The organism is Nocardia sp. CDC153, assembly GCF_035818515.1.
Taxonomy (GTDB): Bacteria; Actinomycetota; Actinomycetes; order Mycobacteriales; family Mycobacteriaceae; genus Nocardia.
Map to the genome: position 1 here is coordinate 238,701 of NZ_JAYKYU010000002.1, position 24,009 is coordinate 262,709.

25 protein-coding genes are annotated in these 24,009 nt (G+C 67.5%); 7 read left to right on the forward strand and 18 right to left on the reverse strand.

Features of this window, described 5'->3' with window-relative positions; genetic code table 11:
• The first annotated feature begins 142 nt into the window (after positions 1–142).
• Positions 143–1,507, forward strand: a complete 1,365-nt coding sequence (locus VMT65_RS09255; protein ID WP_326307646.1) for a flavin monoamine oxidase family protein — start codon at positions 143–145, stop codon at positions 1,505–1,507.
• 84 nt (positions 1,508–1,591) lie between these two features.
• Here VMT65_RS09255 and VMT65_RS09260 read toward each other — a convergent pair whose 3' ends face one another.
• The 10 genes from VMT65_RS09260 to uraD form a co-directional block, all read right to left on the reverse strand.
• Positions 1,592–2,767: a glycerate kinase gene (locus VMT65_RS09260; protein ID WP_326307647.1), complete on the reverse strand. Its 1,176-nt coding sequence runs from the start codon at positions 2,765–2,767 to the stop codon at positions 1,592–1,594.
• A complete protein-coding gene (locus VMT65_RS09265; protein WP_326307648.1) occupies positions 2,764–2,928 on the reverse strand; it encodes a hypothetical protein in 165 nt (54 codons plus the stop codon). Before VMT65_RS09265 ends, VMT65_RS09260 begins: the two co-directional genes overlap by 4 nt.
• Positions 2,925–3,104 (reverse strand): hypothetical protein, encoded by a 180-nt coding sequence (locus VMT65_RS09270; protein WP_326307649.1) that lies wholly within the window; start codon positions 3,102–3,104, stop codon positions 2,925–2,927. Before VMT65_RS09270 ends, VMT65_RS09265 begins: the two co-directional genes overlap by 4 nt.
• On the reverse strand, positions 3,101–3,991 hold the full coding sequence (locus tag VMT65_RS09275; RefSeq protein WP_326307650.1) for an NAD(P)-dependent oxidoreductase: 891 nt from the start codon (positions 3,989–3,991) through the stop codon (positions 3,101–3,103). Before VMT65_RS09275 ends, VMT65_RS09270 begins: the two co-directional genes overlap by 4 nt.
• On the reverse strand, positions 3,988–4,785 hold the full coding sequence (locus VMT65_RS09280) for a hydroxypyruvate isomerase family protein (RefSeq protein ID WP_326307651.1): 798 nt from the start codon (positions 4,783–4,785) through the stop codon (positions 3,988–3,990). Before VMT65_RS09280 ends, VMT65_RS09275 begins: the two co-directional genes overlap by 4 nt.
• On the reverse strand, positions 4,782–5,165 hold the full coding sequence (locus VMT65_RS09285) for an allophanate hydrolase-related protein (protein ID WP_326307652.1): 384 nt from the start codon (positions 5,163–5,165) through the stop codon (positions 4,782–4,784). The genes VMT65_RS09280 and VMT65_RS09285 overlap by 4 nt, the downstream gene beginning before the upstream one ends.
• A 185-nt stretch (positions 5,166–5,350) precedes the next feature.
• The gene (locus VMT65_RS09290) at positions 5,351–5,887 is read right to left on the reverse strand and encodes an XdhC family protein (RefSeq protein ID WP_326307653.1); all 537 of its coding nucleotides are present in this window, start codon (positions 5,885–5,887) and stop codon (positions 5,351–5,353) included.
• Between the two features lie 3 nt (positions 5,888–5,890).
• Positions 5,891–7,321 carry an NCS2 family permease gene (locus VMT65_RS09295; RefSeq protein WP_326307654.1) on the reverse strand — a complete coding sequence of 477 codons (1,431 nt, stop codon included), beginning with the start codon at positions 7,319–7,321 and terminating at the stop codon, positions 5,891–5,893.
• Positions 7,322–7,617: 296 nt separating this feature from the next.
• A complete protein-coding gene (locus VMT65_RS09300; RefSeq protein WP_326307655.1) occupies positions 7,618–9,024 on the reverse strand; it encodes an 8-oxoguanine deaminase in 1,407 nt (468 codons plus the stop codon).
• 8 nt (positions 9,025–9,032) lie between these two features.
• Positions 9,033–9,548 carry a 2-oxo-4-hydroxy-4-carboxy-5-ureidoimidazoline decarboxylase gene (gene uraD, locus VMT65_RS09305; RefSeq protein ID WP_326307656.1) on the reverse strand — a complete coding sequence of 172 codons (516 nt, stop codon included), beginning with the start codon at positions 9,546–9,548 and terminating at the stop codon, positions 9,033–9,035.
• A gap of 164 nt (positions 9,549–9,712) precedes the next feature.
• Between uraD and VMT65_RS09310 the strand changes: the two genes are divergently transcribed.
• Positions 9,713–11,221, forward strand: coding sequence for a PucR family transcriptional regulator (locus VMT65_RS09310; RefSeq protein ID WP_326307657.1), 1,509 nt, complete (start codon positions 9,713–9,715; stop codon positions 11,219–11,221).
• A 10-nt stretch (positions 11,222–11,231) separates the two neighbouring features.
• Here VMT65_RS09310 and VMT65_RS09315 read toward each other — a convergent pair whose 3' ends face one another.
• The 3 genes from VMT65_RS09315 to VMT65_RS09325 all read right to left on the reverse strand — a co-directional run bounded on the left by VMT65_RS09315 (position 11,232) and on the right by VMT65_RS09325 (position 13,752).
• A complete protein-coding gene (locus tag VMT65_RS09315; RefSeq protein ID WP_326307658.1) occupies positions 11,232–11,588 on the reverse strand; it encodes a ferredoxin family protein in 357 nt (118 codons plus the stop codon).
• Complete coding sequence (locus tag VMT65_RS09320) at positions 11,585–13,168, reverse strand: FAD-binding protein (protein ID WP_326307659.1); 1,584 nt, start codon at positions 13,166–13,168, stop codon at positions 11,585–11,587. The genes VMT65_RS09315 and VMT65_RS09320 overlap by 4 nt, the downstream gene beginning before the upstream one ends.
• Before the next feature lie 149 nt (positions 13,169–13,317).
• Positions 13,318–13,752 (reverse strand): MarR family winged helix-turn-helix transcriptional regulator, encoded by a 435-nt coding sequence (locus tag VMT65_RS09325; protein ID WP_326307660.1) that lies wholly within the window; start codon positions 13,750–13,752, stop codon positions 13,318–13,320.
• An 89-nt stretch (positions 13,753–13,841) separates the two neighbouring features.
• On the opposite strand from VMT65_RS09325, the gene VMT65_RS09330 reads away from it, so the two are divergent.
• From VMT65_RS09330 to aroQ, 3 genes are all read left to right on the forward strand, one after another.
• Positions 13,842–15,413 (forward strand): MFS transporter, encoded by a 1,572-nt coding sequence (locus VMT65_RS09330; protein ID WP_326307661.1) that lies wholly within the window; start codon positions 13,842–13,844, stop codon positions 15,411–15,413.
• A 217-nt stretch (positions 15,414–15,630) separates the two neighbouring features.
• Complete coding sequence (locus VMT65_RS09335; protein ID WP_326307662.1) at positions 15,631–15,999, forward strand: hypothetical protein; 369 nt, start codon at positions 15,631–15,633, stop codon at positions 15,997–15,999.
• A 60-nt stretch (positions 16,000–16,059) separates the two neighbouring features.
• Positions 16,060–16,650 carry a gamma subclass chorismate mutase AroQ gene (gene aroQ, locus VMT65_RS09340; RefSeq protein WP_326307663.1) on the forward strand — a complete coding sequence of 197 codons (591 nt, stop codon included), beginning with the start codon at positions 16,060–16,062 and terminating at the stop codon, positions 16,648–16,650.
• Between the two features lie 5 nt (positions 16,651–16,655).
• Here the strand turns inward: aroQ and VMT65_RS09345 are convergent, their stop codons facing one another.
• Positions 16,656–17,084 (reverse strand): SRPBCC family protein, encoded by a 429-nt coding sequence (locus tag VMT65_RS09345; protein WP_326307664.1) that lies wholly within the window; start codon positions 17,082–17,084, stop codon positions 16,656–16,658.
• A 92-nt stretch (positions 17,085–17,176) separates the two neighbouring features.
• Positions 17,177–17,932 carry a bestrophin-like domain gene (locus VMT65_RS09350; RefSeq protein WP_326307665.1) on the reverse strand — a complete coding sequence of 252 codons (756 nt, stop codon included), beginning with the start codon at positions 17,930–17,932 and terminating at the stop codon, positions 17,177–17,179.
• Positions 17,933–18,141: 209 nt separating this feature from the next.
• Here VMT65_RS09350 and VMT65_RS09355 point away from each other — a divergent pair, with 209 nt between their 5' ends.
• Together VMT65_RS09355 and VMT65_RS09360 are read left to right on the forward strand one after the other, a co-directional pair.
• Complete coding sequence (locus tag VMT65_RS09355; protein ID WP_326307666.1) at positions 18,142–19,797, forward strand: flavin monoamine oxidase family protein; 1,656 nt, start codon at positions 18,142–18,144, stop codon at positions 19,795–19,797.
• Positions 19,798–19,851: 54 nt separating this feature from the next.
• Positions 19,852–20,328: a hypothetical protein gene (locus tag VMT65_RS09360; protein WP_326307667.1), complete on the forward strand. Its 477-nt coding sequence runs from the start codon at positions 19,852–19,854 to the stop codon at positions 20,326–20,328.
• 24 nt (positions 20,329–20,352) lie between these two features.
• Here the strand turns inward: VMT65_RS09360 and yjfF are convergent, their stop codons facing one another.
• From yjfF to VMT65_RS09375, 3 genes are read right to left on the reverse strand one after another with little or no spacing between them, the layout of a single operon-like run.
• A complete protein-coding gene (gene yjfF, locus VMT65_RS09365; RefSeq protein ID WP_326307668.1) occupies positions 20,353–21,375 on the reverse strand; it encodes a galactofuranose ABC transporter, permease protein YjfF in 1,023 nt (340 codons plus the stop codon).
• Positions 21,372–22,460, reverse strand: a complete 1,089-nt coding sequence (locus tag VMT65_RS09370; RefSeq protein WP_326307669.1) for an ABC transporter permease — start codon at positions 22,458–22,460, stop codon at positions 21,372–21,374. The genes yjfF and VMT65_RS09370 overlap by 4 nt, the downstream gene beginning before the upstream one ends.
• A complete protein-coding gene (locus VMT65_RS09375; RefSeq protein WP_326307670.1) occupies positions 22,457–24,001 on the reverse strand; it encodes a sugar ABC transporter ATP-binding protein in 1,545 nt (514 codons plus the stop codon). The genes VMT65_RS09370 and VMT65_RS09375 overlap by 4 nt, the downstream gene beginning before the upstream one ends.
• Positions 24,002–24,009: the final 8 nt, after the last annotated feature.

Consider the following 24,009-nt stretch of genomic DNA (forward strand, 5'->3'; position numbering starts at 1 on the left):
ATCCGGCCCGCGCACGCCGATTCGGCGAATGAGGGGCGGGCCGGATCGCCGAAACGGCGCGAGCACGATCGTGACCGCGCACACATACTGAGATAGCAACCATCGGGTTATCCCGATGTCGAATCACCGGTAAGGAGCTCTCGTGGCTGTCATCACTCGTGACGTCGTGATCGTCGGGGCCGGACCGTCGGGTCTGACCGCTGCCGCCGAATTGCGGAAGGCCGGACTGTCGGTGGCCGTACTCGAGGCCCGGGATCGGGTCGGCGGCCGCACCTGGACCGGCGACATCGACGGGGCCATGATCGAGATCGGCGGCCAGTGGCTCTCCCCGCACCACACCGCGGCGCTGGCCCTGGTGGAGGAACTCGGGCTGAAGACGTTCTCCCGCTACCGCGAGGGTCGGTCGGTGTATCTCGCCGCGGACGGCACCCGACAGGAGTTCACCGGCGACGTGTTCCCCGCGCCTGCCGAGACCGCGACCGAGATCGACCGACTGCTGGCCCTGCTCGACGGGCTGGCCGCCGAGGTCGGCGCCGAGGAGCCGTGGGCGCATCCGCGAGCGGCGGAACTGGATTCGATCCCGTTCAGCCTCTGGCTCGAACAGCAGTCCGACGACGAGTACGCCCGCGAGACCGTCTCGTTCTTCGTCGCCGGAGCCATGCTGACCAAGCCCGCCCACACCTTCTCCACCCTGCAGGCGCTGCACATGGCCGCCGCGCAGGGCTCCTACACCGCGCTGGCCACCGACACCTTCATGCTCGACAAGCGCGTTGTCGGTGGCATGCAACAGGTTTCGCAGCGCCTGGCGGCCGCGCTCGGCGCGGACGTGCACCTCAACGCGCCGGTCCGCAAGATCCAGTGGTCGGACGCGGGCGTGACCGTGTTCGCCGACGGCAACCTGGAAGTGCGTGCCGAGCGGGTCGTGCTGGCCGTGCCGCCGAACCTGTACGCGGGCATCAGCTTCGATCCCCCGCTGCCGCGCCGCCGCCACCAGATGCACCAGCACATGTCCTTCGGCTTCGTGGTCAAGGTGCACGCGGTGTACGAGACCCCGTTCTGGCGCGAGAAGGGCCTGTCCGGCACCGGTTTCAGCGATACCGATCTGGTGTCCGAGGTCTACGACAACACCAACCACGGGGTAGACAATGGCGCGATGGTCGGCTTCATCGCCCACACCCAAGCCGACCTCTACTTCTCCATGGACGCCGCCGAACGCAAACAGGCCGCCCTCGACTGCCTGGTCCGCTACCTCGGCCCCGAAGCCGCCAACCCGGTCGTCTTCTACGAATCCGACTGGGGCACCGAGGAATGGACCCGAGGCGCCTACGGTGTCAGCTTCGATCTGGGCGGCATGACCCGCTACGGCCGCGACCACCGCGACCCGGTCGGCCCCATCCACTTCTCCTGCTCCGACCTGGCCGGCCACGGCTTCCAACACGTCGACGGCGCAGTCCGGATGGGCCAACGCACCGCCGCCGCCATCCTCGCCCAACGCACCCTCGTCTGATTCCCGCCGGGCGCGGGGCCGCCGACCCTCATCGGTCAGCGGCCCCGGCTCCGGAATGGGGTGGTCAGCCCCGGGAATTCGGCGTCAGCGGCTTCGGATCGGTTGCCGCTCCAGGTGGGCGGCGGCGATGCCCTGGGCCAGCTGTTCGAGCAGGGGACCCGCGTGGGCGACGCACACACGCGGATCGTGTTCCAGCTCGGTGAGGGCGTAGGCGTGGTCGATGCCGAAGCGGCGCAACATGTCTCGATCGATGCTCAGCCGACCGGACACCGCCACCACGGGCACCTCGGCCCGCCAGGCCGCCCGCGCGACACCGACGGGAGCCTTGCCGTCGAGGGTCTGCTCATCGATGGAACCCTCACCGGTGATCACCAGCCGCGCACCCGACAGCGCCCGCGCGAAATCCAGCTCCTCCAAAATGATTTCGATCCCGGGCCGAACCGTCGCGCCGAAGAACACCAGCGCCGCGAACCCCACTCCCCCGGCCGCACCCGCACCGCGCTGATCCGTCGCGTCGATACCGAGATCACGGCGGGCGATCTCGGAGAACCGGGCGAGACCGGCTTCCAGGGCCTCGATCTCCCGCGGACCGGCACCCTTCTGCGGCCCGAAAATTTGTGCGGCACCGCGTTGCCCGAGCAAGGGGTTATCGACATCCGAGGCCACGACGACGGGCACCCGCAGCAGCTCGCGCGTGTCGATTCGCGCCAGCCGCCGCAAGGCCGCCCCACCCGGCGGCACCGGCCGCCCGTTCGCGTCGAGCAACTTCGCACCGAGTGCCGTGAGCATGCCCGCACCCCCATCGGTGCACGCGCTGCCGCCCAACCCCAACACCACGCGCCGGGCCCCGCGCCGCACCGCGGTGCGAATGAGCTCACCGGTCCCGGCACTGGTCGCGGTCATGGCGGTCGTCGCGGTGGCCCGCCCAGGCAGCCGTCGTAACCCCGAAGCCTCGGCAAGCTCGATCACGGCCGTCGAGCCGTTCATCGCGAACGAGGCCACCACCGGATTCCCCACCGGCCCAGTCACATTCGTCTGCAGACCGGAGTACCCGGACGCGACCAGCGCGGCCACCGTCCCCTCACCGCCATCGGCGACCGGTACGGTCACCACCGGCACGTCCGGCCGCACCGCCCGCAACCCGGCCGCCAGACGCGCAGCCACCTCGGGTGCGCTGAGCGATCCCCGGAACTTGTCCGGGGCCACGATCACGTGCCCTTCCTGCCACCCCTTCCGCACCCCGCCGCGCGGCTGAATCATCGCTCGGTCCGGCCGATTCCGGCCGCGTCGGCACGGCTGATCGCGAGGACCGGGTCGCAGCCCGCGCGCCCGGTCATGCGCAGCCAGCCGGAATCGTCGCGGCCGAGGTGGTGCGCGGAGCGGTCGGTCTCACCGGCCGGATCGGAGTCTTCGGGGCTCATTGCGGGCATTCCGTCGGACCGCAGTCAGGTTGTGCCGCAGCGGTTTCGGCGGCCGAGTCCGCGACGACCGGCAGTTGCACGGTGTAGCGGTCGACGGTCCAGCCTGCGGGCCAGCCCATTTCACCGTGGCCGTGGCGGTCCAGCCAGTGCGGGGGGCGATTCATCACGTCGTTCACGCCGTCGCCTCGCCGGAATCGGTCTTGCCGGAGAGCGCTTCGGCGACCAGCAAGAGCGCCGAGTGATCGAGGGAGCCGTGGCCCATGGCGCGGGCCGCGGCGATGAGCTGGGCGGTGAGCGCGCCCATGGGGATGGCCACCCCGGCGTCGCGGGCCGCCTGCCCGACGATGCCCATGTCCTTGTGGTGCAGATCGATGCGGAAACCGGGACGGAAGTCCCGCTCCAGCATGGACTTTCGCTTGAGTTCGAGGATCTTGCTGCCCGCCAGGCCACCGGCGAGGACGTCGAGGCCCTTGGCGGCGTCCGCGCCGAGGCTCTCCATGAGCACGATGGCCTCGGCCACCAAGGCGTAGGTGCCGCCGACGATCAGCTGATTGGCCGCCTTCACGACCTGACCCGAACCGTTGGGGCCGACCAGTTCGTAGGTTTTGCCGACAGCGGCGAACACCGGCTTCGCCGCCTCGAAATCGGCCTCGGCACCACCGACCATGATCGAGAGCGCCGCATTCACAGCGCCCGGCTCGCCGCCGCTCACGGGCGCGTCCAACACCCGCAGCCCGGCCTTCGCCCCTTCCGCGGCGGTCCACTCCGCCGTCTTCGGCGTGATCGAGGAGAAATCGATGTAGAGCGCACCGGGTTTCGCGTGCCGGAGGATCTCGGTGAACACCTCCACCACCTGCTCGTCCTGCGGCAGCATCGTGATCACGATGTCCTTGCCGTCGACGGCCTCCGCGACGCTCCCGGCGGCGATCCCGCCGGCCGCCACCAGCTTCTCCACCGCGGCGGCCGACCGGTTGTAGCCGGTCACCTCGTGGCCCGCGGCCGCCAGGTGTCCGGCCATCGGGCCGCCCATGATGCCGAGGCCGATGAATCCGATGGTGCTCACTCGATCCAACTCCAATCGTGTTCGGGGTCCTTGTATTCCAGGCCGATCCAGCCGTCGTAGCCGACGACGTCGAGTGCGGCGAAGAGGCTCTCGAAATCGAGCGTGCCGGTTCCGGGACGGCTGCGCTCGGGCGCATCGGCGATCTGCACATGGCCGATGTAGGAGGAGTAGGTCTCGATGACCGAGTGTAGGTCCTCGCCCATGCGGGCGAGATGGTAAAGGTCGCAGAGGAATCGGAGATTGGGTTCGCCGACCGCGTCGATCACCCGCACCGCACCGGCGGCCGAGACGATCGGATAGTCGGGCGACTCAATGGAATTCAAGGCTTCGAGCACGACCTGCGCATCGATGCGCGCGGCCGCGCGAGCCGCCAGCCGCAGGTTCTCGAGCGCCAGCTCGTCCTGCACGGCCGGATCGACACCGGGAATCCGATTGCCGTACAACGCATTCAACGAGCGGCATGCCAGCCGCTCGGCAATCCCCACGGTGACGTCGATATTGTCCCGGAATTCGGTCTCCCGCCCCGGCACGGACACCAGCCCGCGCCCCGCGGGCACCAGATCGATGAAGTTCAACCCGATGAGCGCAACCCCGGCGTCGCGGACCGCGGAGACGAACGCGTCGACCTCCTTGTCCCCGGGCACCGGGTTCTCGCCGAAGGGCCACCAGAATTCGACGGCCTCGAATCCCGCCGCCTTGGCCGCCGCCGGACGTTCCAGCAGCGGCAGGTCGGTGAACAGGATCGAGCAGTGCGCGTCGAATTTCCGCAGGGCGCCCGCGGCGGTGTACTTCATCGTGTCGATTCCTCCCGATAACTCTGCCAGCTGCCGTAATCGGTGATGTCGAGCAGTTGCGGGTGGGACAGATTGGGCAGGCGCAACAGCATGGACAGCACCGAACGGTTGTCGTCCAAGGCAATCACACCGAGTTCCAGCTCCTGCGCCTTGGCCGGTAGCAGCCGATTGCGCAGCACCTCGAGCGGCACGTCGAACAGCTCGCCGGAGATGGGCGCGCCGCCGTAGGCCACCGGGTGCAGGCCCGGGAAGCGGTCGTCGATCGAATAGAACCGGTACTGCGCCGCGGTCTTGGCCTCCCCGGCGAACGGCGCGCCCTCGAGCAGGTAGTTGAGGGGTCCGCCGCGCATGGCACCCCCGTTCAGGAAGATCAAAGGCATTGCAGTGGTTCCTTTTTCGGTCGAAGAATGAAAGTCAGCGGTGGATCGGTCCGCCGCGGGTTCCGGGTGGCCACCCGGTGCTCCCGCGGCGGACCGCACACACGAACGCCACCGGCAGGGGAAGCGCCGCCGCCAGCGGCACAACGAATTTGGCGTCGTGAGTGAGTACACGGTGCGTGATCGCGCTAGACATGCGCGACCATGCCGAATACCTGTCGGGCCGCCTGCGATTGCACGAACACGGTGATCGCGTCCGCGCCGCGGCCAATGGTGCGGACTCCGCTCGCTGCGGCGTCCAGCATGGACTGGGCGGCGATCACCACCCGCTCGTCGAGCTCGGCTCCGGCGGTCCACCAGGTGCCCAGCGCCATGACGGCGCCGCTGTCGAGGTCGCGGACCAGTGCCACGGCCTCCCCCTCAGCTCGCAGGACCAATTCCACCGCATCGCGATTGGCCTCGGTCACCGACTGGACGAACACCTGAATCGTTCCGACGGTCTCTCGCATCGATCGACCCGTACGCAGCGACTCGCGGCACAACTCGGCGATGGCAGCCTCCATCGGGCCCTCTCCGATGCTCCCCACGACCGTCCCGTCGGCGTCCACGGCCAGAGCCGCGCCGAGCGGACGGGGCGCGAAGCCACCGGTCCCGAGGAGGCAGGCGACGGCGTAATCCTTGCCCGCCGCATGCCATTCCAGCAGTCGTGCCGCGATGTCACGCATGAGTTATCCCAGCACCTGTTCGATGCCGTTGATGCCGAAGTACGCGACGAACACGACGCACACGACGGCCACCAGCGGGTGGATCTCACGGAACTTGCCGCGGGCCAGCTTGATCACGGTGTAGGCGATCAGACCCGCGCCGACACCATTGGTGATCGAGTAGGTGAACGGCATCAGCACGATGGTGATGAAGGCCGGGATGGCGACCTCGAGGTCGTTCCAGTCGATCTTGCGGGCCTGGGTCATCATGAGCGCGCCGACCAGCACCAGCGCGGGGGACGCGGCCTGGATCGGCACCACGGCCGCGATCGGGGTGAAGAAGATCGCCGCACAGAACAATCCACCGGTGAACACGCTGGCCAGACCGGTACGGGCACCCTCACCGACACCCGTCGCGGATTCGACGTACACGGTCGAACCGGCACCGCCGGACAGGCCGCCGATGATCTGGGCGACACCGTCGGTGGTCAGGATCTTGCCCATGCCGGGCACCTGGCCGTTCTCGTCGACCAGACCCGCCTCGTCACAGACGCCGAACACGGTGCCCATGGCGTCGAAGAAACCGGTCAGCACGAGGGTGAACAGCACGACGGTCGCGGTGACCGCACCCGCGGTGGCGAAACCGCCGAACAGATCGATGTGGCCCATCAGACCGAAATCCGGGGTGGCGAACAGCGACTTCGGCTTCTCGGGCACGACGGTGCCCCACTGCTTGGGATCGATCTTGGCGATGCTGTTCACGATGATCGCCAGCACGGTGGCGATGGCGATGCTGATCAGGATCGCGCCGGGCACCTTGCGGATGAACAGCGCCAGCATCAGCAGCAGGCCGACCGCGAAAATCACCGTGGGCCAACCGGACAGATGCCCGTCCACGCCCAGCGTCACCGGAGTTCCGGCTCCCTTACCGACCACACCCGACGAGGCCAGGCCGATCATGGCGATGAACATGCCGATGCCGACACCGATGGCGTTCTTCATGGCCAGCGGAATGGCATTGATGATCATGGTCCGCAGGCCGGTGGCCGCGAGGATCACGATGACGATGCCCATCAGCACCACCAGGCCGAGGGCCTGGGGCCAGGTCATGTGCGGGGCCGCCTGGAAGGCGACGACCGGTACCAGTCCGAGACCGGCGGCCAATGCGAGGGGCACATTGCCGACCAGGCCCATGAGGACGGTGGTCAAACCGGCGGAGAAGGCGGTCGCCGTGGTCAGCTGAGCGATGCTCAACTTGTCGCCGTTGATGTCGGCGACACCGCCGAGAATCAGCGGCACGAGCAATATGACATACGCCATAGCGACGAATGTCGTGATGCCGCCGCGGATTTCGCGGGATAGTGTGGTCTTGCGCGCAGTCAGCTTGAAAAGCCGGTCGAGCGCGGAACTCCGCGTCACTTCCGATGTGGTGATCGGTGACTGAGTCTGGGTCATGGCTGCCCTCCTATGGGCGTAGCCGACCTTTGGCGCGGGGGTGCTGGGGGTCCCGGGCCTCGGATTCGGTGATGCTTGTTGTGGGGTCTTTACCGCGAAATGCGGACTTGCCCCTGTTAATCAACTTTTCCGGATGTTGTCGTCCGGACTCCCGGGAACCAGGGTGATGGTCCCGGTGCCGCCCCGCGTGCGGCAGGCATCGCGAATCGCTGCGGCGATCGCAGGTGTTCGAAGGAGAGCATGGGTGGTTCTCCATTACTGCGGGCAAATCGAAGAAGATGGGGTCTACCAGAACGTCATCGGTTCTCCTGTCGCATGATTCGCCTACGGGCGTCGACACCGGCCTGTGCGACCGTGTCGTGCGGCAAAGTCTTCAATTCGTCGTTCTCCACGACGGTGCGGCCGCCCACGAGCAGGCGGGCCAGCGGCGGCTGCGGTCCGAAGACCAGCGCACAGATCGGGTCCTCCACGGCGGCACGGAATCCGTCCACCCGCCAGACCGCGATATCGGCGAGCTTGCCGACCTCGAGGGAGCCGATCTCGTTGTGGCGGCCCAGGTTTCGGGCACCGCCGAGGGTGCCGACCTCGAGCGCCTGCCGGGCGGTCAGGGCGCGGGGACCGTGCACGGCGCGCTGGAACAGCAGGGCCTGGCGCATCTCCCCGGCCATGGAGGTCAGCTCGGCCGAGGCCGCGCCGTCCACACCCAGGCCGACCGGGGCACCGGCGGCGAGCAGGTCGGTGACCCGCGCGATGCCCGCGCCCAGACGGGCATTCGACGTCGGGCAGTGCGCCGAACCGGTGCCGGTCTTGGCGAACGCCGCAATGTCCTTGTCGTGCAGGTGAACCGCGTGCGCGAACCACACGTCGTCGCCGAGCCAACCCAGCTTCTCCATGTATTCGACGGGCGTGCAACCCATCTGCTCGATGCAGTGCTCTTCCTCGTCGAGGGTCTCGGCGAGGTGGGTGTGCAGACGCACGCCGTGCCGACGCGCCAGCGCGGCGGATTCGACCATCAGGCCCTCCGACACCGAGAACGGCGAGCAGGGGGCGACGGCCACGCGCAGCATGGAGTCGAAGGACGGATCGTGGTAGGTGCGGATGATTTCCTCTGTGCTGGCGAGGATTTCATCGGTCTTCTCGACCACCTCGTCCGGCGGCAGACCGCCGTGCGACTGGCCGCGGTCCATGGAACCGCGGCACGGGTGGAAGCGCAGGCCGATCTCGCGCGCCGCGCGCACCTCCGCCTCGAACACGTCGCCACGACCCTTGGGGAAGATGTAGTGGTGATCGGTGGAGGTGGTGGTGCCGGTCAGCGCCAGCCAGCCCAGGCCCGCGGTGGCCGCGCCGTGCACCATCTCGGCGTCCATGGTCGCCCACAGCCGGTACAGACCGGTCAGCCATTCGAACAGGGTCGCGTCCTGGAACAGGCCCTGGGTGGCCCACTGGTAGAGGTGGTGGTGGGTATTCACCAGGCCCGGGGTTACCAGGCAGCCGGTGCCGGAGAGGCGGTCAGCACCCACCACCATCGGCGCCGGTCCCGCGCCGAGAGCTTCGATCCGGCCGTCGTCGCCGACGATCAGATAGCCGTTGGGGATCTCGTCACCGACAACCGGTGCGATGTAAGCGTTTTCGATAACGAGCTTGGGCCCACCCGTCGCCCCGCCACCGCCCCTGGCCGAATCGCTTCGCGATGCAATACTCATTTGGACCTCTAACAATCCGCCAGCAGTTTGCGAACGCGCAAGCCCGTGATGTCCGCCAGTTCGCGACGCACGACCAGCTGCTCGTCGGCGACCGAGTTGCCCAGACGAATCCGGAGCTCGGCCAGCATCTCGGCGGCGGTGCGGCCCGCGGCTCGGATCAGGAAGACATGCCCGAACCGTTCTTCGTATGCCACGTTTCCGGCGGCCAAATCAGCCTTCACCTGTGCATCGGCATCGGTCGCGCCGGACTGCTCGTCGGCGGACCACTTGGCTTCCTGCTCGGACTGGTGCTTGGCGGCGGTGCGCTCACCAATGCGCGGATGCGCCGAGAGCGCCTCCTCGATATCGCTCCAGGCCAGCTCGGTGGTGCCGGTCACCGCGGCGGCGATCAGGCTCGCCTCGTCGGCGTACGGGCGGTTCGCGACCATCTTGCGCGCCCAGGTCCGGGACGCATTGCAGGTCAGCAGCTGCGCCTCGGCTTCCTCCAGGGACAGCGAACCGAGCCATTCCAGGCGACTCGACATCCGACCTCCAAACCGTCATTGGCGTGTTTCCACCACCTAACCCGTCCGACCGGGATGCCCGAAAGGACGAGACATCCGAATCTGTGGCCTGGAACACAGGGGCGCGTTTGTAGTTACATCCAAGTTCGGTAACCGGAGTGTCACCGACTGTTAGCCTCGGACAAATGCGGTTACGTTCCCTGCTGACCATGAACGACCTGGGCCTACGGCTCGTCACCGGAGAGGACGAGCTGGACCGTTTCGTACGCTGGGTAGTAACTACCGACATGCTGGATCCCAGCCGATACCTCTCCGGCGGCGAGTTTGTCCTAACCGGCCTGCAATGGCGGCTACAGCCGGAGGACAGTGAGCAATTCGTCAGCAACATCGCTCGGGCGAAGGTCGCGGCCCTCGCGGCGGGCGACGCGCTCTTCGGCGACGCGCCCGAGGATTTGATCGAGGCTTGTAAGAAACACCGAATCCCGTTGTTCCGGGTCGAGGAGCACATCGCCTTCGCGACGGTCACCGAAACCATCAACCGGCGACTGTCCTCCGGGCGGGCCGCGGACCTGAGCGCGATCCTGGATCGGCATCGGCAGCTGGTGTCGGGCGGCGGTCTGGATTCGGTGCTCGATTTGGTGCATCGCACACTGGGCACGCGGTGCTGGGTGGTGTCTTCGCTGGGTCGGGTCGTGGCCGGGCCCACTCGGGATCTGCCCGAGCAGGTGCGCTCGGCCTTCTTGGGCGCGAAGCGGCTGCCGCATGTGCTTTCCCACAGCCAGGTTCGCTACTCGCTGTTCGCGGTGGACGCGGACGGGACCTCGCGCATCGCGGACTGGTTCCTGGTGTTCGAGAGCGATTACAAGGACTGGCCCGAGGATCGGCGCGCGCTGATCGGCGAGTTGGCCGCGGTGGTATCCCTCGAGAAGGCTCGTCAGGACGATCGGCAGAGCGCCGAGGGGCGGCTGGCGCAGGAACTGATCGAGCTGATCATGTCCGACGCCAAGCCCGCCGATATCGTCTCCCGCCTGGAACTCACGGGCCTGGGTCTGTCCGAGCGCTATATAGCGGTGGCCGCCACCGCCGACTCCGGTGCCGTGCGGCCCGGTGAGCTGCGCGCGGTGCTGCGCGAAATCCTGTCGGGCAAGAGCCCGGCCATCGGTGTGGTCGACGGCGAGGTGATCCTGCTCGTCGCGCTGGGCGATGAGAAGGCCCTCGACGACCATGTGCATCGCGCCATCGAAGCGCTCGAACCCGGCCTACAGCAGAGCCGTCTGTCCGTGGGCATCAGTGGCGCGGTCGACGGCGAGGGTCTGCGCGGCGCGGTCGAGGAGGCCCGCTACGCCCGCCGCATGGCCGCCGAACGCCAGCAGCCCACCAGTGTGGTCCGCCACGACGAACTGGCCACCCACATGCTGCTGCTGGCCAGCGTCCCCGACGAGGTCCGCCGCATGTTCCGGGTCCGCCTCCTGGACCCGCTGCGCGTCTACGACCAGGACAACCGCGCCGACCTGGTCCACACCCTGGAAACCTTCCTCGAGGTCTCCGGCTCGTGGACCAAGTGCGCGGATCTGCTTCACCTGCACGTGAATACGCTGCGCTACCGCATCCAGCGCATCGAAGAACTGACCCAACGCGACCTGTCCCGTCTGGAAGACCGCGTCGACTTCTTCCTGGCCCTCGCCCTGCGCTGAGCGTCCGGCCTCAGTCGCGGGTCGGTTCGAGTTCGGCGAGGCGGGGTGGGGGCGTGCCGTGTGGGAGATGGGGGCCGATGGCGACGAGACTGCCGGGGGTGCGGCCCCTCCCCCAGCCCAGTTGTTCTCTGTAGCGACCGATGTGGGCTTCGGGGATGGCGTTTCGGTCCCGGAGTGGGGTGGAGTCCGGGGCTACATAAAGGGCATCGGTTGGGCAGTAGGCCTCGCACATGAAGCAGGTTTGGCAGTCGGATTGCCTTGCGATGAGCGGGATTCCGGAATCGGTGCGGTCGAAGACGTCGGTTGGGCAGACGTCGACGCACTTGTCGCAGGCTATGCAGTCGCTGGCGCGCACGAGTTCGATCATGACGCCACCGCCTCGGCGGCGGGTTCGGCGGCGATCCACAGGCGGTCCGTGCCGCCGGAGAGGATGTGGTGGCGCTGCGCCGGGTCCAGGTCGGGATGGTCGGCGCGTTTGCTCATGCCACGAGTTTCGGTGCGCGCCAACGCCGATCGGTACATCAGTCGGCCGACGGCCGTGATGGCCGCGGCCTGGCGGGCCCGAACCCGGTCCGAGCCGGTCCCGCCGAGGCCCTGCGCGGCGCGCTGCCAGATTCCGTCGAGGGCGGCCAGCGCCGGTCGGAGGCGGTCGCCGTGGCGCAGGTAGTTCTTCTCGAACGGGATGAGCTCCTGCTGCGCGGCCGCCACGACCTCGTCGGCGGAGACGGATTCGCCGGTGTCGGGCCGCAATCCGACCCGGCCGACACCACGCACCGCCGCCGCGTCGACGCGGCCCGACCGCAGCGCGAATTCGGCCGCGCCCCGGCCCGCCCAGGTGCCCGAGGACATGGCCCAGGCCGAGTTGTGGCTGCCGCCGCCGGTGAAACCGCCGCAGATGCGCTCGCGAGTCGCCGCGTCTCCCGCGGCGTAGAGACCGGGAACCGTTGTGGCGCAGTCGTCGTCGATGACATCGATGCCGCCGGTGCCACGCACCGTGCCCTCGGCGAGCAGATCCACTTCGAAGCGGTCCGTGAACGGATCGATACCGCGGCGGTCGAACTGGAGGAAGAAGTTCGGCTGGCCCAATCGCATCTGCGCCTGGACCGTGGCGTCGGCGCGGTCGAGTTGCGCGAAGACCTTCTCCGACAACAGCGTTCGAGCGATCACCGAACGGCCCTTGGTGGAGCCCGCGCCTTCGAGCACGCGACCGTCCTCGTGGAAGAAGGTGGCGTAGCCGTAGTAGGCGGTCTTGGTGATGGTCGAGCCCTTGGGGACGATGGCGTAGGCGTTCGAGAATTCCATGCCCGAGAAGCGCGCCCCGGCTTCGGCGGCCATCAGCGCGCCATCGCCGGTGTCGACGTTCGTGCCCAGTGCCCGGGACAGGAAGGCGCAGCCGCCGGTGGCCAGCACGACCGCGCCCGCGGTCACCTCGTAATCCGTCTCGGCCTGTCGGCGGTAACCGGCCGCGCCGCGCACGACACCGTCGGCGTCGACCAGCAGTTCCAGTGCGGGCGAATGGTCCAGGATCCGCACGCCGAGCCGCTTGACCCAGGCCCGCATGCGCCGCATGTATTCCGGCCCTTGCACTCCGGTGCGCAGCTGCTCACCGGTCTCGGGGTCCACGGGGAACGGGTAGCGCCCCTCGACCGCGAGCCGGTTCATATTCGTGTAGGTCTGGTCGAGAACGCGATCCATCCAATAGTGGTCGGCCAGATGCCCGCCCAACGCCTCACGCGAGGCCTTGGCGTTCGCGCGGGCCGTGGCCTCGGGCGCGACATACCAGACGCCGGTGCCGGAAGGCGCTGTCGCGCCGCTGGTTCCGCAGTATCCCTTGTCCACCAGCACCACCTCGGCCCCGGCTTCCCGGGCGTGCACGGCCGCCCAACACGCGGCGGGTCCGCCGCCGATCACCAGCACATCGGTACTGATTCGCCATGGTTCGCTCATCGGGCACGTCCTCCGGGAGAGTTGGTGTCCGGAACGGTAAGGCGGCCGGTCGATTCCGCCGAAGGGTTCCAATCAGGGCGATCGGATGGCGGCGGGATTTTCCACACCGTGGAAAACGGCTTGCCAACACGGGTGCGATGCGGTTCGGTTCAGCGGCAGGCCTCGGCCATGCCGCCCAGCCATTCCCGAATGGCGGCGCGTTGTTCGGCGGTGAACCCCGCCTCCAATTCGGCCTCCCGACGGCCGACCGCGGCATGCGCCTTTCGGTAAACGTCACGGCCCTTCTTGGTGACCGCGATCCGGTGGGTGCGCCGATCGGTGGGATGCGGGTGCCGTTCGATCAGCCCCTCCTTCTCGAGGCCCGCGAGCATCTCGTTGGCGGCCTGCCGGGTGCTGCCGACTTCGCGGGCGATATCGGAGACCGACATGCCCGGCTCGCGCTGGGTCATCATCAGGGTGGCGTATTGCGAAGAGGTGAGCCCGAAGTCGGCGAGCACCTCGCCGATCGAGGCGCGCATGCTCAGCCAGACCTTGCGGACCATGAAGGTCAGCGAACCGTCACTGCCGCAGTAGTCCTGGCTCACGGGCATCACCTTTCCAGCGATTGACAGGTTCCTGACAATCGACCACACTGGCGATCGTCAGGTTCCTACCAATCTTATCGAAGGTTTCCATGACCGCGTCTGTGACGCTGCCGAAGTCTCGGCAGCGGCTGATTCTCGCCGTACTCCTCCTGTCCTCCCTGCTGATCTGGATCGACAACACGATCCTGGCCACCGCCCTCGAGACGCTCGCCGATCCGGTGCGCGGGCTGGGCGCGAATCCCGCTCAGCTGCAATGGGCTTCGGGCTCCTACACGCTCGTGTTCGCCGCGCTCATGTTCACCGCCGGGGCGCTCGGCGACCGGTTCGGGCATCGCAGCGTGCTCGCGACGGGATTGGCGGTCTTCGCCGTCGCCTCGATCTGGGCCGCCTATGCCGCCGACCCGGCGCAACTCATTGCCGCGCGGGCGGTCATGGGTGTGGGCAGCGCGCTCATCATGCCCGCCACCATGGCGACGGTGACCTGGACATTCACCGGTCCCGCCCGCGCGACCGCGATCGGCCTGTTCTCCACGTCGGCGGGAGTCGGGCTGGCCGCCGGGCCGCTGTTGGCCGGGGTGCTGCTCGACCACTTCTGTTGGGGCTCGGTGTTTCTCGTGAACGTGCCCGTCGTCGCGATCGCCTTGATCGGGATCGCGTCGTTCGTGCCGAACTTCCGCAGCCCGACGCCGCGGCCGCTGGATCTGATCGGATTGGCGCTGTCGGTGAGCGGATTGGCGGCGCTCGCCTACGGTCTCATTCGCGCGGGACAGGTCGCGGCCTGGACTCCGGTGCCGGTGTGGGGGCCGATCGCGGCCGGTGTCGCCTTGCTGACCGCCTTCGTGGTCGTCGAATTGCGGTCCGCCCAGCCGAGTTTCGATCCGCGGCTACTGGCCGCGCGGGTGTTCGGCGGCGGCAACGCGGCGTTGGGTCTGCTGTTTCTGGCCATGACCGCGAGCGGGTTCTACGGCGCGTTCTATCTCCAAGGCGCACGCGGCTTCTCGCCGCTGGCGGCCGGTCTGATCAACTCCCCCGCCGCGCTCGGCGTCATTGTCGGCGGACCGCTCGGCGTCCGCCTGGTCCGCCGCTGGGGCCTGCGCCCGGTGACCGCGACCGCGCTCACCATCGGCGCGCTGTGCATGGGCAGCATGGTGTTCTTCGGTCTGGACACACCCGTCGCCTGGAATGTCGTTCTCTCTGCGCTGCAGGGCTTTTCGATCGGTATGGTGATCGGTTCGGTCACCAGCGCCCTGATGAGCACCCTGCCCCTGGAACGCGCGGGCGCGGGGTCCGCGGTCACCAATACCGTGCGCCAGACCGGCAGCGTGCTCGGCATCGCCATCGGTGGCACCATCATGGCGATCACCTACCGCAACGGTATTCGAGGGTCGGTCGACACCCTCCCCGACGCCGCCCGCGAGCCCGCTCAGGTCTCCGCCGAACAGGCCCGCCACGTCGCCGCCACCATCGCCCGCCCCGATCTGGCGGCCGCCGCCGACCACGCGTTCATCCACGCCATGCACGTCGGCTCGCTCTGGACAATGGGTTTCGCCCTGGCCGGGGCCCTGGTCCTCGCCGCGACACTGCGCCCGGCCACGCTCAGCGAGCCCCGCGCCACGCGTCCTGCACCACGCGCCGATGATGCACCACAGCCCGTTCACTGACCTGGTCCCGATGCGCCTGCACCAGCTTCCGGTGCAGGTGCCGGGCTTGCTGTAAGGGCTTCCGAATCGACATGACGACTTCCTTCCGATGATCTGGCGCTCCGCGCGCCGCCTACTACGAAAGACGGGGCGCGGAGGGCGAATTCATCGTTGTAAGGCGATTGAAATCTCCGGCTGCCAGAGTGTCGCGGCAACCAAATCGACGAAGGAGTTTTCGATGGCGAAGATCATGGCACTCGTGGGTGTGCTGGCCGCAGTCACGGCACTGGGAACCGCGAGCCTGGGCACCGCGGCGGCCAACCCCGTCGCTGTCGACTTCGACCAGTGCGGCGAAGCCCAGTACGTGACCGACCTGTTCACCGCGCTCGACCGTGGCGACTTCCAGGGCGACCACGTCGCGGCCTCGGCCCGCGCCCAAGCCTTCGCCGCGGCCGCCCCGGCCGAGATCCAAGGCGACGCGATCCTCGAGGCGAACGCCATCACCGCCGTCCTCGGCGGCGCCCCCAGCGAACCAACCCTCCGCACCGACCCGGTCTGGCAGGCCTGGGGCGACGTCATGGACTGGCACACCGAGCACTGCCTGTGACGTCATGAGCGCGTGGTGGATTCTCAGTGAGCTTTCAGCGAATAGAGCGAGAATGGCCTGATGCGAGGGCTGGCGGTGGTGACCGCATCCACGATTGCGCTGCTGAGCGGGCAGTTCGGAGTTGCGGCGGCGGAAGGTTCGATGCCGCCCGCGGGATCGATGGATCGGTTGGTCAGCTTGCTGGCCGAACGGTTGGACACCGCCGATAGCGTCGCCGCGGCGAAGTGGACGCAGGCCGAGCGGGACGGAACGCAACCCACCATCGACGATCCCGGTCGGGAGGCGGCGATTTACGCCGACATGGTTCGGCTGGGCGCACAACAGGATCTGCCCGCGGATCAGGTTCGGCAGGTCTTCGAGGCGCAGATCGATGCGAACAAGATCGTGCAGCGTGGGCTGGTGGCGCTGTGGAACAGCGGGTTGAGTGCCGCGCCTTCGAGCGCTCCGGATCTCACATCCGTGCGGCCCATCATCGATCGTGTCAATGTGGAGATCATCGACGAATTGGCCCGCGATCACACCGAATTGGCGGCCCCGGACTGCGCCGCCCGGTTGGTCGGCAGCGTCCTGAGCACGGTGGGCACCCACCATCTCGATCCGCTGCATCAGGCTGCGCTCACTCGGGCCTCGATCCCTTTGTGTGAGGCCTGAGGGATTCAGGTGGATCGGGACTCGGCCGCCCGTTTCAGGCCCTCGGCCTCCATCGTGACGTAGCGGCGGGTGCGTTGGCCGAACAGGGGCCAGGCGAGCAGGCTCAGTGGACCCGACTGTGTCACACCGAGAGTCAGGCGAGTTCGGGCCGCATTCAGCGCCTCGAGATGGTGCGTCGCGCTCACGGTGAGCCCGGGGAGTTGGGTCTGCCAGTCGAAGGACGCTCCGGGCTCGCACGCGGTGACGGTGTACACCGCGGGTTTCAGGAGCGGCTGCACCACCCGGGCGCTGCTTCCCACACCTAGTGGCCCAGATTGCAGGCGTTCCACGGACGTCATGGAGGCGGTCCATTTCGGCCACGACTCCACGTCGATGAGGGCCTGCCACACCGCATTCGGTTCGGCGTCGATATCCACCCGCGTCTGAAATCGCATCGTCACCCCTCGATTCCGCCGTGCCGCCGACAGTTCACTTTACGGAGCTGGCGCACCGCCAAAGTGGTTTCGGCGCAGAAGAATCGGCGAGATCAGCGTTGGGGTGGGAGTCCGCGCAGGAAGATCTCGAAGGCGTCGGGGTCGACGGCGATAGTGCCCGCGAACGGTTGGTCGAGCGCCTGGATCAACGCGAGCACCAGGATGACGAGGACGGCCAGCGCGCTGCCGAGCGCCACGTGTGCCCGGAAGTTGGAAAGGCCGAAGACAAAGGTGAATCCGACCGTCACCGCCGCACCGATGGCCAGTGCCAGCCAGAGCGCCGACGGTACATTGTGCCCGCTCTGGCTGAGCCGCTCGCGTCGCGCGGCGGCCAGATCGTTCACCGTCGACAGCGAATGCTCGTAGACCGCCTGGGCGTGCGCATCGCCGACCGGCAGTGCATTGATGTCCGCGCGCATCCGGTACACCAGTTCGGTGGCCTCGGGGCTGTATCCGCCGTCGGCGAGCAGCGGCCATTCTTGATCGATGACGACTCGCGCATATCGCTGGGTCGTCGCCTCGAGATCGCGCCCCGCCTCCGGGGGCAGCGCCCGGGCATTCCAGTAGAGCGTGCCCAGCTGGTTGGCTTCGGTGAAGGTGTTGTTCCTGGCGTCCTGCAAGGAAGTCCATTCGCTGACCACGACGAATGCCAACAGCACCGCGTACAGTGCGCCGACGGTCTGAAAAACCATGCCCGCGACCTCATTGTGCTCATCGTGCGCGCCCTTGCGCACCGACCACCGCAGCGCGAACACACCTCCGATCACCATGAGGGCCGGAGCGAGCATGGCGAACGACGCCCACGACATCGGAAATCTCCTCGGCTCGAAGGAATCCGGTCAGTGCTGTGTTGTGGACAGACGCTACTGGCGCGAGAAGCCCGACTCGCGGCAACCCGCCGTAGATTCCGCAATTACGGTATTGAACGGACAGCAGCGCTCGAAAATTAATTGCCAGCCCCGATGCCGGTCATTGCTCCGCCATTATTGCCGGGTAATTTGAATGAAGATAATAAGAAGTGCTCCGAGCGGGGATTATAGATGTAAGGTTCGTCACGGTCGCACACATCTCTACTACACCAAAGATTTGGAGAGGGATGACGTTGATCGGAAGCCTCAATTCTTCTGCCACCGGCAGCACGGGCGGATTCCCCGAGTTGCCGAATCGCCCGCAGCCCAGTACGACACCACCGGTGAGCGAGGACCTGCTCACCATCGCCCGCAAAGGGTTCGAGCACAACGACCACGGCCGCAAGCGGGTCATCGTGCTCGGCGGCGGAGTCGCCGGACTGGTCGCCGCATTCGAATTGGAGCGGCAAGGGCACGAGCCGATCGTGCTCGAAGCCCAGCACCGAATCGGCGGTCGCATCTATACGATGCGCCAGTTCGCACCCGGCCTGTTCGCCGAGGCCGGCGCGATGCGCATTCCGCGGGTGCACACGCTCACGTTGGCCTATTGCGCGTTGTTCGGACTGAATCTGCGGCCCTTCGTCATGGACAACCCCCGCGCGATGGTCAATATCTGCGGCAACAGCATGACCTTCGAAGAGGCCGAAAGCCATGTGGACCAACTGTTCAAGCTGGCCGACCACGAGCGTGGCAAGACCTGGACGCAGCTGTGGAACGAGGCGACCAGCGAAATCAAGTCGATCTACGACCAGGAGGGCCCGGCCGGCTGGGACCGCATCATGAGTCAGTACGACGACTATTCACTGCGCCAGTTCCTGAAGTCCAAGGGCTGGTCGGACGGCGCGATCGAAATGTACGCGATCATGAGCTTCCGCGAACAGAACATGAATACCGCTGTGGTCGAACAATTCTTCGAGATTGTCGGTCGATGCTTCGAGGACATGCAGTACATCGAGGGCGGGACCGATCGACTGACCGAGGGCTTCTATCGGCACATCAGCCATCGCGTGCGATTCGGCGCCGACGTGCAGGCGATAAAGCAGGACGAGTCCTCCGTCACCGTGGAGTACAAGAACCGCGGCGGCCGCTACTCGGTGACCGGAGATTATGCGATCTGCACGCTGCCGTTCCCGGTGCTGAGCAATATCGAAATCGAACCGGCGCTGTCGAAGCCGAAGCGGCAGGCGATCCGCGAACTGCGCTACAACGCTTCGACGAAGATCCTTTTCCAGGTGCGCAGGCGTTTCTGGGAGGAACCGCCATACAACATTCTGGGCGGAACGACCACCACCGATCTACCCATTCGCCGCATCGTCTACCCGTCGCCCGGTTCCTACGCGCCGGACGAGGAGCGCGGCGTCCTGCTCGCCAGCTATACCTGGGGTCAGGACGCGCTGCGCTGGGGTTCGCTGTCCGAGGACGAATGCGTTTACCAGGCACTGGAAGACGTCGCCAAGATCCATCCCGAAATCATGGATGCGTTCGAGTTCGGCACCCGCCACGCCTGGTTCAACGACCCCTACGCGGGCGGCGCGTTCGCGCAGTTCGAACCGGGTCAGGCCAGCCGTATCCAGAAGCACATTCTGGAGCCCGAAGGCCGACTGCTCTTCGCGGGCGAGCACTGTTCGCTCTACCACGCGTGGATTCAGGGCGCGTTGGAGTCGGGCCTGCGTGCGGCGAAAACGATTCACGAAGCCCCGCTTTCGACGAGTTCGGGCGTGCGCGAATCGGCGGTTCTGGCCGGGAGCGCGGTCGGCGCGATGTGAGTTTGGCGAGGTCCTTTTCGGCCCATGTACGCAGTGCGACAAGGAAGGTACTTCATGCAAACCGTGCGAACCTACACCACGGACTTCCAGCGTCAAATCGTTTCCCACGCCCATGAATCCATGATCGGGACGGTGAGCGTCATCGGCATCGTCCAGTCCGAGGACGACGGCCGCGTGCTGCTGATCCGCCGCCCGAGCACGTCTCATTTGATCGCCGGGCACACCTGGACGCTGCCCGGGATGCACGCCGGTTCGGCGGAGATGTTGGAAGACCTCGCGGTGGAGATGTTCTCCCGCTACCTGGGCTCCGAATTCCGTCTGATCGGATTCGGTGAACCGTACCCGTCCGAGGACAAGTCCCGCCTCATCGTCCCCGCCATCGCCACCGTCACCGCGACCACGATGGCAGAACTCACCACCGACGACCAATACGACTGTCTCGCGCCCGGGCGGGAGTCGGAGTTCGGCGCACCGATCGACCGCGACAGCGCGCAATTGCTACAGACCCTCGGCCAATTCGCTATCAGCTGAGGCGCGTCCCGGCGGCCGTCGCGCTCAGCCCCGGCCTCGCGCGCGGCCGCCGAGAACTCGCTGCAGCAGGATGAACACCAGCAGCAGGGCACCGATGACGATCCTGGTCCACCAGGAGCTCAGGGTGCCCTGAAAGCTGATGATGGTCTGAATGACGCCCAGGGTGAGCACGCCGAGCACGGAGCCGAGGACGAATCCGCTGCCGCCGGAGAGCAGGGTGCCGCCGATGACCACCGCGGCGATGGCGTCGAGTTCCATGCCGACGGCGTGCAGGCTCCAGCCCGAGAGCGTGTAGAAGGTGAACAGGATGCCGCCCAGCGCCGAGCAGCCGCCGCTGATGGCGTAGGCGGCGATTTTGGTGCGCGCCACGGGAAGTCCCATCATGAGCGCGGACTGCTCGTTGCCGCCGAGCGCGTAGACGGCGCGGCCGAGCCGGGTGTAGTGCAGCACCACGAAGGCGGCCGCCACCACGGCCAGGGCGACCAGCATGCTCACCGAGACGAACACGCTCGAGCCGAGATGGATGCGCTGCTGGGCCAGGCGCGTGTAGGTGGGGTCGGTGATGGTGATCGAGTCCGTGCTGATGACATACGACAGTCCGCGGGCGAGGAACATGCCCGCCAGGGTGACGATGAACGGCTGGATCTCGAAGTAGTGAATCACCGCGCCCATGCCCGCGCCGAAGACGGTGCCGCCCACCAGGATCAGCGCCATCACGACCGGGGCGGGCCAGTGGTGGGTGGTCACCAACCAGGCCGAGATCACGGTGCTCACCGACAGGACCGCGCCGACGGACAGGTCGATGCCGCCGGTGAGGATCACGAAGGTCATGCCGACCGCCAGCACCAGCAGAAAGGCGTTGTCGATGAACAGGTTCACGAAGACCTGCGGGTAGCCGAAGGCCGGATAGCGTGCCACGCCGATGCCGTACATGATCACGAACAAGGCCGCGGTGACGAGCACGGGGGTGTAGCGCTCGCCCTGCAGTGCAAGGGATTTCAGTGCCGCGCCCGATCGGGCGGGCGCGGTGATCGTGGGTGCGCTCATCGGTGCACCGCCTCCTGTCGGCTGGGCGCGGGTTCTACGCGGTCGGTCGCGGGCAGGTCGGGGGCCGTATGCCGCCGGTTCGGTCGGGCACGCAATACCTTGGCCCGGAAGGCCGGGGATTGGATCAGGCACACGGCGATCACGACCAACGCCTTGAACAACAGGGTGGTTTCGGGGGGCACCCCGATCGTGTAGATGGTGGTGGTCAGCGTTTGAATCACCAACGCGCCCAGCACTGTTCCGCCGAGATGAAAGCGTCCGCCGGTCAACGCCGTGCCGCCGAGCACGACCGCGAGGATGGCGTCGAGTTCGATCCACAGACCGGCGTTGTTGCTGTCGGCCGCGGAGACATTGGAGCTGATCATGAGACCGGCCACCGCCGCGCAGCAGGCGCACACGACGTACACCCCGGCGATCAGCCCGCCCGCCCGGATGCCCACCAGCCGCGCGGCCTCGGCATTGCCGCCGACCGACTCCAGCAGCAGTCCGAGGGCGGTGCGGCGCAACAGCAATGCCACCAATACGGTGACCGCCGCCGCGATCAGCACGGGCACCGGCAGCGCGAGCAGGAAGCCGCCGCCGATCACGTGATAGGGACCGCTGTTGACCGTGATGATCTGTCCCTGGGTGATCAGCTGGGCCAGGCCGCGCCCGGCCACCATGAGGATGAGCGTCGCGACGATGGGTTGAATGCGGAAGCCCGCCACCAGGATTCCGTTCCACAGGCCCAGCGCCACTGCGACCGCGAGCGCGATGGCGACGGCCACCAGGACGCCGCCGATCGCACTCGGATCGGTCAACTTCTGAATGCGCAGGCAGGCCAGCGCCCCGGCGATGGCCACCACCGCGCCCACCGACAGATCGATCCCCCGGGTCGCGATGACCAGGGTCATCCCCACCGAGATCAGCACCAGCGGCGCGCCGTAGCGCAGAATGTCGATCGGCCCGCCGTAGAGGTGGCCGTCCTGCATGCGCACGGCCAGGAACCCCGGGGTGTGGACGACATCCACGGCCAGCAGCACCACCAGCGCGACCACCGGCCACACCAGCCGATGGCGAATCAGCTCCGAAAGCCGCGTTCTCATGAGATCGTTCCGCTCGCAATGGTTTCCATGAGACGGTCCACGGTCAACGTCTCGTCATTGGCCAGTTCGGCGACGAGTCGGCGGTCGCGCAGCACCTCGACCTTGTGGGACAGGCGCAGCACCTCCTCGAGCTCGGCGGAGATGAACAGCACGGCCATTCCTTCCTCGGACAGCGACAGCACCAGACGCTGGATCTCGGTCTTGGCCCCGATATCGATGCCGCGGGTGGGCTCGTCGAGAATCAGCAGCCGCGGCTGGGTCACCAGCCAGCGCGCCAACAGCACCTTCTGCTGATTCCCGCCCGAGAGCGACTTGACCGGCAGGTTCGGGTCGGCGGGTGTGATACGCAGGGCGGCAATGTATTTCGACACCCATTCGGCTCTGGTGCGGGCCGGGATGGGCCGCGCCCAGCCCCGGGCGGCCTGCGCGGCGAGCAGGATGTTCTCCGCCACCGACAGTTCGAGGATCAACCCCTGTGTCTTGCGATCCTCGGGGCAGAACGCGAGCCCGTGCGCGACCGCCGCGCGCGGTGACCGTACCGGGCCGCTCGCGCCGGTCACCGTCACGCTGCCCGTGGCCGCGCGGTCGGCCCCGAACAGCAGCCGGACGGCCTCGGAGCGCCCGGACCCGAGCAGTCCGGCCAGGCCGACCACCTCGCCGGCGCGCACCGTCAAATCGAAGGGCGCGACCGAGTTTCGCCGCCCGCTCACCCCGGTCGCGGTGAGCAGCGGCGCGGATTCGGCCGCGCGCGTCTGCGGCCCGTCGTGCTGTGCGCTCTCCTGCTCGATTTCCTCGAGGGTTTCGGCCGCGCTGCCGAGCATGCGCGCGACGAGGGTCTTGTGGGTCAGTTCGGCGACCGCGTACTCCCCCACCAGGGTTCCATTGCGCAGCACCGTCGCCCGATCGCACAGGGCGAAGATCTGATCCAGGAAGTGGGTGACGAACAGGATGGCCACACCGTCGGTGGCCAGGCGGCGCATGAGCGCGAACAGTTGCCCGGCCTCGTCGGCGTCCAGGGAGGAGGTGGGTTCGTCGAGCACCAGCACCCGCGCGTCCAGGTCGACGGCCCGCACGATGGCGATGAGCTGTTGCACCGCCAGCGAATACGATCCGAGCGGCGCGGCGACATCCACGTCCAACCCCATCCGCTCGACCAGCGCGGCCGCCGAGCGCCGCATGGCCCGGAACCGCACCAGCCCGGCCCGGCGCGGTTCCCTGCCGATGTAGATGTTCTCCGCCACCGAGAGGTTCGGGCACAGGTTGACCTCTTGGTAGACGGTGCTCACCCCGGCGCGCTGGGCCTGCTGCGGCCCGGTGAAGCGCACCGGCTGCCCGTCGAAGCGGATGGTTCCGGCATCGGCGGGGTGAATTCCGGTGAGCACCTTGATGAGCGTGGATTTGCCCGCGCCGTTCTCCCCGACCAGGGCGTGGATCTCCCCGGGGAACAGTCGCAGGTCCACCGCCGTCAGCGCGGTGACCGCGCCGAATCGCTTGCCGATGCCGGTCATCGACAGCAGCGGTGCGGTCTTGGGGTCCGACATCGCTTGCG

Excerpts from the sequence above, each read along its gene's own strand:
- VMT65_RS09360 (WP_326307667.1), top strand. The coding sequence starts at position 19,852 with ATGCAAACCGTGCGAACCTACACCACGGACTTCCAGCGTCAAATCGTT.
- VMT65_RS09335 (WP_326307662.1), top strand. The coding sequence starts at position 15,631 with ATGGCGAAGATCATGGCACTCGTGGGTGTGCTGGCCGCAGTCACGGCA.
- VMT65_RS09260 (WP_326307647.1), bottom strand. The coding sequence starts at position 2,767 with ATGATTCAGCCGCGCGGCGGGGTGCGGAAGGGGTGGCAGGAAGGGCAC.
- VMT65_RS09375 (WP_326307670.1), bottom strand. The coding sequence starts at position 24,001 with ATGTCGGACCCCAAGACCGCACCGCTGCTGTCGATGACCGGCATCGGC.
- VMT65_RS09370 (WP_326307669.1), bottom strand. The coding sequence starts at position 22,460 with ATGAGAACGCGGCTTTCGGAGCTGATTCGCCATCGGCTGGTGTGGCCG.
- VMT65_RS09310 (WP_326307657.1), top strand. The coding sequence starts at position 9,713 with ATGCGGTTACGTTCCCTGCTGACCATGAACGACCTGGGCCTACGGCTC.
- VMT65_RS09315 (WP_326307658.1), bottom strand. The coding sequence starts at position 11,588 with ATGATCGAACTCGTGCGCGCCAGCGACTGCATAGCCTGCGACAAGTGC.
- VMT65_RS09290 (WP_326307653.1), bottom strand. The coding sequence starts at position 5,887 with ATGCGTGACATCGCGGCACGACTGCTGGAATGGCATGCGGCGGGCAAG.
- uraD (WP_326307656.1), bottom strand. The coding sequence starts at position 9,548 with ATGTCGAGTCGCCTGGAATGGCTCGGTTCGCTGTCCCTGGAGGAAGCC.
- VMT65_RS09300 (WP_326307655.1), bottom strand. The coding sequence starts at position 9,024 with ATGAGTATTGCATCGCGAAGCGATTCGGCCAGGGGCGGTGGCGGGGCG.
- aroQ (WP_326307663.1), top strand. The coding sequence starts at position 16,060 with ATGCGAGGGCTGGCGGTGGTGACCGCATCCACGATTGCGCTGCTGAGC.
- VMT65_RS09350 (WP_326307665.1), bottom strand. The coding sequence starts at position 17,932 with ATGTCGTGGGCGTCGTTCGCCATGCTCGCTCCGGCCCTCATGGTGATC.
- VMT65_RS09285 (WP_326307652.1), bottom strand. The coding sequence starts at position 5,165 with ATGCCTTTGATCTTCCTGAACGGGGGTGCCATGCGCGGCGGACCCCTC.
- VMT65_RS09320 (WP_326307659.1), bottom strand. The coding sequence starts at position 13,168 with ATGAGCGAACCATGGCGAATCAGTACCGATGTGCTGGTGATCGGCGGC.
- VMT65_RS09280 (WP_326307651.1), bottom strand. The coding sequence starts at position 4,785 with ATGAAGTACACCGCCGCGGGCGCCCTGCGGAAATTCGACGCGCACTGC.
- VMT65_RS09345 (WP_326307664.1), bottom strand. The coding sequence starts at position 17,084 with ATGCGATTTCAGACGCGGGTGGATATCGACGCCGAACCGAATGCGGTG.
- VMT65_RS09265 (WP_326307648.1), bottom strand. The coding sequence starts at position 2,928 with ATGAGCCCCGAAGACTCCGATCCGGCCGGTGAGACCGACCGCTCCGCG.
- VMT65_RS09295 (WP_326307654.1), bottom strand. The coding sequence starts at position 7,321 with ATGACCCAGACTCAGTCACCGATCACCACATCGGAAGTGACGCGGAGT.
- VMT65_RS09330 (WP_326307661.1), top strand. The coding sequence starts at position 13,842 with ATGACCGCGTCTGTGACGCTGCCGAAGTCTCGGCAGCGGCTGATTCTC.
- yjfF (WP_326307668.1), bottom strand. The coding sequence starts at position 21,375 with ATGAGCGCACCCACGATCACCGCGCCCGCCCGATCGGGCGCGGCACTG.